The organism is Mycobacterium sp. 94-17, assembly GCF_035617725.1.
Lineage (GTDB): Bacteria > Actinomycetota > Actinomycetes > Mycobacteriales > Mycobacteriaceae > Mycobacterium.
The window spans coordinates 23418-29791 of record NZ_JAPIYN010000033.1; the positions used below are offsets into that span (position 1 = coordinate 23418).

The following is a 6374-nucleotide window of genomic DNA, read 5'->3' on the forward strand; positions in this document are numbered from 1 at the left end:
AATGACGAGATGGCTGTAGGAATGGGCAACGAGATCTCCGGCGCGCACGGCCGGGCGGGGGTGAATTGGACGCCGCTACCGGTGCCGTGGGCGGTCCAGGTCGCCGACCGAATCCCCAAGCAGCGCTACTACGACCCGGAATTCTACGCGCTGGAGGCGGAGATGTTCTGGCCGCGGGTGTGGCAGATGGCGTGCCGGCTCGAGGAGATCCCCAAGCCCGGCGATTTCGTCGAATACACCATCCTCGACGAGTCGGTGATCGTGGTGCGGCTGGACGCCGACAACGTCCGCGCCTACCACAACGCGTGCCGGCATCGTGGCGTGAAGCTGGTGGAAGGCAACGGGAATCGGCGCACCTTCGTGTGCCCCTTCCACGGCTGGTGCTGGGGCATCGACGGCCGCAACACCTTCGTCCTGCGCCCCGAGGCGTTCGCCGCGGAGAACATGGCCGACGACGACCTGCAGCTGGTGGCCGTACGCTGCGAGCTGTGGGGCGGGTGCGCGTGGATCAACCTCGACGACGACGCTCCGGCGTTGCGCGACTGGATGGAGCCGTTCGCCTCGATCTACGACGCGTGGCAGGTGGACTCGCTGCGCGTGGAGTGGTGGCAATCGTGCCTGCTGCCGGTGAATTGGAAGCTGGCGACGGCGGCGTTCATGGAGGGCTACCACGTCCCGCAGACCCACCCCCAGCTGCTGCCGTCCGCGCAGACCGGCGCCCCCGCCGCGACGGTGCATCCCGTCGTCGCGAGCAGCCTGTATTTCATGCGCACGCTCGGTGACGGCATGGGCGGCATGACGCACGAAAACGACATCCGCATCGCCGAGGGCCTGCAGAACATCGAGTTGCCCGCCGATCCGGCTGCGGCGATGGCGGCGTGGCGCAGCGCGCTGAACGACGCCGTCGTCAGCTGGCACCGCGCGCGCGGCAGCGGCATGCCCGACCTCAACGACCTGGTCCGCCGCGGCATCACCGACGCCATCGGATTCGCCTTCCCGCACCACTTCATCCTGCCGACGTACAGCAGCGCGTCCTCGTATCGCATCCGTCCGCTCGGACCCGAGGAGACGCTGTTCGAGATCTGGTCTCTCACCAGGCTTCCGGCGGACGCGTCGGCCGGCAAGCCCACCCCTCCACAACCGATGGCGCCCGACGACCCGCGCTGGCCGCCCATCCCCGCCCAGGATTTCTCCAACCTGCCGCGACAGCAGAAAGGCCTGCACTCCAAGGGCTTTGAATTCATGCGGCTGTCCGACCAGATCGAGGGCCTGATCTCGAACTTCGAGCGAGTCATCGACGGTTTCCTGGCCGGCCTGCCCTACGCCACCCTGCTGCCCGCCATCCAGAAGACGAACACCACGATCGACGTACCGGCCGTCGACCTCGGCTTCGGCCCGGAGGCGCCATGAGCACCGGGTGGGATCACTCTGCGGACCTGGTGATCGCGGGCAGCGGCGGGGGCGGCATGGTCGCTGGGCTGGCCGCGCTGGACTGCGGTCTCGAACCGCTGATCATCGAAAAGCAGCCGCTGGTCGGCGGTTCGACGGGGCTGTCGGGCGGCATCGTCTGGCTGCCGAACAACCCCCTGATGCGCGCCGACGGCATCGCGGATTCGCACGAGGACGGCCTGGCCTATCTGGCCGACGTGGTCGGTGACATCGGTGCGCCGTCCTCACCCGAGCGCCGCGAGATGTTCCTGACCGCGGGTTTCGAGATGATCAACTTCCTCACCCGCAAGGGCGTCGAACTGATCCGGTGTGCGGGCTGGAGCGACTACTACCCGAACCACAAGGGCGGCAACGCATCCGGCCGCGCCGTCGAGTGCGTCCCGTTCGACGCCGCGCGGCTCGGCAGCTACCGCGACAAGGTGCAGCCGCCGCTGGCGAAGAACTACGGGTACGTGGTCCTGACCAACGAGTTGCGGTCCGTCCAGTATTTCAACCGCGCGCCGCGCGCCTTCGCCGTCGCATCGCGGGTCTTCCTGCGCACCGCGATCGCGCGGGCCCGGCGGCGCCAGATCCTCACCAACGGCGCGTCGCTGATCGGTCAGATGCTCAAGGCGCTGCTGGATCTCAGCGACGGGCATCCCCCGCTGTGGACCGACGCCGCGATGACGGACCTGGTCGTCGAGAACGGCCGGGTGGTCGGTGTGTGCGTCGTCCGCGACGGGAAGCCGCTGCGGGTCGAGGCCCGCAAAGGGGTGCTGCTGGCCGCCGGCGGCTTCGGCCACAACCCGGAGATGCGCCGCCGCTACAGCGGCGATCAGCCCAACGAGGGAAAGTGGTCCATCGCCAACGCCGGCGACACCGGCGAGGTGCTCGAGGCGGCCATGCGGCTGGGCGCCAGGACCGATCTGCTCGACGAGGCGTGGTGGCTGCCTTCGGTTTTCATCGCCAACGGCGGTGCGGCCGCCGCCTCCCTGGGTTCGGGGCGCCAGCGTCCCGGCGCCATCTACGTCGACTCGACCGGCAGCAGGTTCTGCAACGAGTCCAACTCCTACGTCGAGGTCGGCAAGGCGATGTATGCGAACAAGGCCGTGCCGTGCTGGATGATCTTCGACGAGGGATACGTGCGCCGATACGTCACGAGTGCGAGCCCCCTGAAAAGCCTGAAACGGAATCAGCCGCTGCCCCCCGAGCTGATCGAGTCCGGCGCCGTCAAACGGGCCGGTACGATTTCGGGCCTCGCCCGCGAAATCGGCCTCCCCGCCGACGAATTGGCGAGCACGATCCGGCGCTTCAACCAGTTCGCGGCCAAGGGGCTGGACCCCGACTTCGGCCGCGGCCAGTCTGCCTACAACGACTGCCTCGGCGATCCCGGGTACCGTCCCAACGCCGCCATCGGCCCGCTCGACACCGCGCCGTACTACGCCACCCGGGTGCTGCCGGCCGACGTCGGGACGTGCGGCGGCGTCATCACCAACGAGCACGCACAGGTTCTCGACGAACAGGATCGGGTGATCGAGGGCTTGTACGCCACCGGCAACACCACCGCGACGGTGATGGGGCGGACATATCCGGGTGCGGGGGCGAGCATCGCCAGCTCCATGGTGTTCGGTTACGTCGCGGCCCGCCACGCGGCGGGACGCAAGATCGCCGGCGAGATGAGCCGCTAGGCCACGCGCCCCGGAACCCTGATCGCCCTTCACGCCCAGTGTGCGGCCAGCCGCACACTCGAACTCGAGTGTGCGGCCAGCTTCACATTGGAGGGCCCGGCTGTTCGTCGCGGTCGACGAATTCGCGCGGCTTCATGCCCGACTGCATCAGCTCGGCCCGCCGCGCCTGCACATCGGACGCGGCGCCGACCATGTTCGTCAGGATGTGGCTGACCTGTAGATGCACTCGCATGCCCATCAGTTCCCATGCGCGCTTCACGTTGTTCTTGACGGCCATGAGCGTGGTCAGCGGAATCTGGGCGATCTTGCGCGCCATCTCCTCGACCGTGTCCTCGAGGTCGTCGCGCGGCACCACCCTGTTGAGCAGGCCCCAGTCCAAGGCCTGCTGCGCGGACAACGTCGGCGCCAGCAGCAGCCAGTCCATGGTGCGATGCCAGTTCATCAACAACCACGGCTCGATCATCGTGTGCCCGCCGGGTTCGCCGAGGCTTTGGGCAAGGGGCATCTGGAAATACGCGTCGTCGGAGGCCACGCAGAAGTCGGTCAGTAAGCCGAGATAGATCCCCCCGCCCATGCAGTAGCCATGGATTTGCGAGATGGTCGGCTTGGGGAACTCCCACAGATACAGCGTCGGCCACAAAAACAGGTCAGCGGTGCCCTTGTAGAGGTCCTCGAACGTGTCCCCGAAATCCGGATAGGGGTTTTCCTCGGGGCCCCACCGGGCCACGTGGCCCCCGCAGAATCCTTTGCCGTTCGCCTTGAGGATGACGACCTTGATGTCCTTGTCGCGGTCGGCCTCGTGCAGGCAGCTGTCGACCTCGCCGACCAGGACTGCGTCTTTGGTGTTGGCCTTGTCCACCCGATTCAGGATGATCCGGGCGATCGGCGGTTCCCGTTCGTAGATGACCGCCTCCAGGACGCGCCGCTCCATCCCGGTGACATTACCGGAGGCCTCGTGGCCGGTTAGAGCGTTTTGCGTACCGTACGGTAGGCTGGCGGCAACGTTGGCGTCATGACACCACGTGCCAACACCGTCGTGGAACACTTCCTCATCCCCCTGGTGACAGCCAAGAAGATCGCGCTCGTCACCTGGATGATCCGTGCATCCCGCACTGACTTGTCTCGCGGCGATCGATTTTGCCATCCGGCAATCTCGCCCGTGTGCCGCCGGCCGCGCGACATCGATGTCGCTGCCCCGGCACCACCGATGCCTGAAAGGCACGAAAAGTGACTTCCGACAAGACTTTCGCCGACCTTGGCGTGCGCACCGACCTGGTCGCCGCGCTCGCCGGGCGCGGCCTCACCCATCCGTTTCCGATTCAGGTCGAGACGCTGCCCGACACCCTCGCCGGCCGGGACGTGCTCGGCCGCGGAAAGACGGGCAGCGGCAAGACGCTGGCCTTCTCGATCCCGCTGGTCAGCCGCCTGGCGGAGGGAAAGCGGCACCCCTCGCGACCGTCCGGCCTGGTGCTCGCGCCGACCCGAGAGCTGGCGACGCAGATCACAGCGACGCTCGAGCCGCTGGCGACGGCCTGCGGTCTGCGCATCACCACCATCTTCGGCGGCGTGTCGCAAAGCCGTCAGGTCGCGGCGCTCAAGTCCGGAGTCGACATCGTGGTCGCCTGCCCGGGCCGGCTCGAGGACCTGATGCGGCAGCGTTTGGCCAGCCTCGAGGCGATCGAGATCACGGTCATCGACGAGGCCGATCACATGGCCGATCTCGGCTTCCTGCCCGCGGTCACCAGGATCCTGGCCGCCACCCCGAATGGTGGTCAGCGCCTGCTGTTTTCGGCGACCCTGGACAACGGGGTCGACAAGCTGGTCCGGCGATTCCTGCGAAACGAAGTACTGCACTCGGTCGACGAGGCGAACTCGCCGGTATCGGAGATGACCCATCACGTGTTCCACGTCGCCAACACCGAGGCCAAGAAAGAGGTGGTGCACCGGCTCGCCTCGGGCACCGGGCGCCGAATCCTGTTCCTGCGCACCAAGCATCAGGCGCGCAAGCTCGCCAGGCAGCTCACCGCGTCGGGCATCCCGTCAGTTGACCTGCACGGCAACCTGTCTCAGCCCGCCCGCGAGCGAAACCTGGCGATGTTCGCCTCGGGTGGCGCCCGGGTGCTGGTGGCGACCGACATCGCCGCGCGGGGTGTGCACGTCGACGAGGTCGAGCTCGTCGTGCACATCGACCCGCCCAGTGAGCACAAGTCCTACCTGCACCGGTCGGGGCGCACCGCGCGGGCCGGGAGCGCGGGTGACGTCGTCACGGTGGTGCTGCCCGATGAGCGGGATCACACCCGTGCGCTGATGCGCAAGGCCGGCATCAGGGTCGCCCCCGAGCAGGTGACCGCCGGGTCGGAGTCGGTGCAGGCGCTCGTCGGAGAGGTCGCTCCCTACCAGGCTCCCGCCCCGGCCCCGGCGTCGGCGCCCACCCGCGCGCCGCAGCAGCATCGGAGTGCTTCCGGCGGACAGCGGCGCCACAGGACCAGCAGGTCGCCCCGGACGACTCCGACACCCACCGAATCCGCGATGTCGCACCGCGGCGGCGGGCCGGCGCGACGACAGGATCGTCGCCGCTCGAGCCGCGCGCAAGGCAGCTCCACCTAGCCCACGAAGGGTTCGAACGCGTCAGCGCCGGGCCAGCAGCCACGCCCGTCCGTCACCCTCGTCCGCGTCGATCAGGTGCAGGCCAGCGAAGGCCGCGGGCAGCTCGCCCGCCACCGCGCGCCACGCACCGGGGCTCGCCCCGACCTCGCTCAACACGGCGATTGCCAGCAGACCGCCCCGCGCGAGGCGTTCGGCGACCACCCGGTGCAGGCGCAGGTCCCGGAACCTGCAGCACAGGATGACGTCCACCCGCGCCCCCGCGGGCAGCCCGCCGTCGAGGTCGACGACGTCGAAGCGACAGCGACTGCCCACCGCGGCGCGTTGGGCGAGTTCGCGTGCGTGGCCGATGGCCACCGGGGAGACGTCGAGCCCCGTCACCCGCAGGCCGCGCGAGGCCAACCACACGGAGCCGGTTCCCTGCCCGCAGGCGACGTCGAGGGCCGTGCCTGCCGTGGGAAAAAGATCGGCGTGGCCGGCGAAGATGTCCGGCGGCGCAACCGAACTCAACGGTGGTGGCCCCTGCGCCGCGTACCGTTCGTCCCAGCGCCGCCGATCCGCTTCGCTCATGCGCGCCCCTATGTCAAGCCGCTGCCGATGGGCAAGGCTTTGTTCGGGTGTCGTGGTCGGTGTGGAGGTGATGAAAGACCACGC

Annotated in this window: 6 protein-coding genes; 4 read left to right on the forward strand and 2 right to left on the reverse strand. The window is 68.6% G+C overall.

The genetic code is table 11. The features are described from left to right. Positions 1-21 precede the first annotated feature (21 nt). Positions 22-1410, forward strand: coding sequence for an aromatic ring-hydroxylating dioxygenase subunit alpha (locus OQ789_RS24995; RefSeq protein ID WP_324689009.1), 1389 nt, complete (start codon positions 22-24; stop codon positions 1408-1410). After that, on the forward strand, positions 1407-3116 hold the full coding sequence (locus OQ789_RS25000) for an FAD-binding protein (protein WP_324689003.1): 1710 nt from the start codon (positions 1407-1409) through the stop codon (positions 3114-3116). Before OQ789_RS24995 ends, OQ789_RS25000 begins: the two co-directional genes overlap by 4 nt. Positions 3117-3198: 82 nt before the next feature. Here OQ789_RS25000 and OQ789_RS25005 read toward each other — a convergent pair whose 3' ends face one another. After that, positions 3199-4047 (reverse strand): enoyl-CoA hydratase-related protein, encoded by an 849-nt coding sequence (locus OQ789_RS25005; protein WP_324689004.1) that lies wholly within the window; start codon positions 4045-4047, stop codon positions 3199-3201. Positions 4048-4128: 81 nt separating this feature from the next. Here OQ789_RS25005 and OQ789_RS25010 point away from each other — a divergent pair, with 81 nt between their 5' ends. Together OQ789_RS25010 and OQ789_RS25015 are read left to right on the forward strand one after the other, a co-directional pair. Continuing rightward, positions 4129-4347, forward strand: coding sequence for a hypothetical protein (locus OQ789_RS25010; RefSeq protein WP_324689005.1), 219 nt, complete (start codon positions 4129-4131; stop codon positions 4345-4347). Beyond that, a complete protein-coding gene (locus tag OQ789_RS25015; RefSeq protein WP_324689007.1) occupies positions 4344-5723 on the forward strand; it encodes a DEAD/DEAH box helicase in 1380 nt (459 codons plus the stop codon). Before OQ789_RS25010 ends, OQ789_RS25015 begins: the two co-directional genes overlap by 4 nt. Before the next feature lie 21 nt (positions 5724-5744). On the opposite strand, the gene OQ789_RS25020 is transcribed toward OQ789_RS25015, so the two are convergent. Next, complete coding sequence (locus OQ789_RS25020; protein ID WP_324689008.1) at positions 5745-6290, reverse strand: class I SAM-dependent methyltransferase; 546 nt, start codon at positions 6288-6290, stop codon at positions 5745-5747. Positions 6291-6374 lie beyond the last annotated feature (84 nt).

Coding starts and splice junctions, on each gene's coding strand:
- OQ789_RS24995 (WP_324689009.1), top strand. CDS start 22: ATGGGCAACGAGATCTCCGGCGCGCACGGCCGGGCGGGGGTGAATTGG.
- OQ789_RS25000 (WP_324689003.1), top strand. CDS start 1,407: ATGAGCACCGGGTGGGATCACTCTGCGGACCTGGTGATCGCGGGCAGC.
- OQ789_RS25005 (WP_324689004.1), bottom strand. CDS start 4,047: ATGGAGCGGCGCGTCCTGGAGGCGGTCATCTACGAACGGGAACCGCCG.
- OQ789_RS25010 (WP_324689005.1), top strand. CDS start 4,129: ATGACACCACGTGCCAACACCGTCGTGGAACACTTCCTCATCCCCCTG.
- OQ789_RS25020 (WP_324689008.1), bottom strand. CDS start 6,290: ATGAGCGAAGCGGATCGGCGGCGCTGGGACGAACGGTACGCGGCGCAG.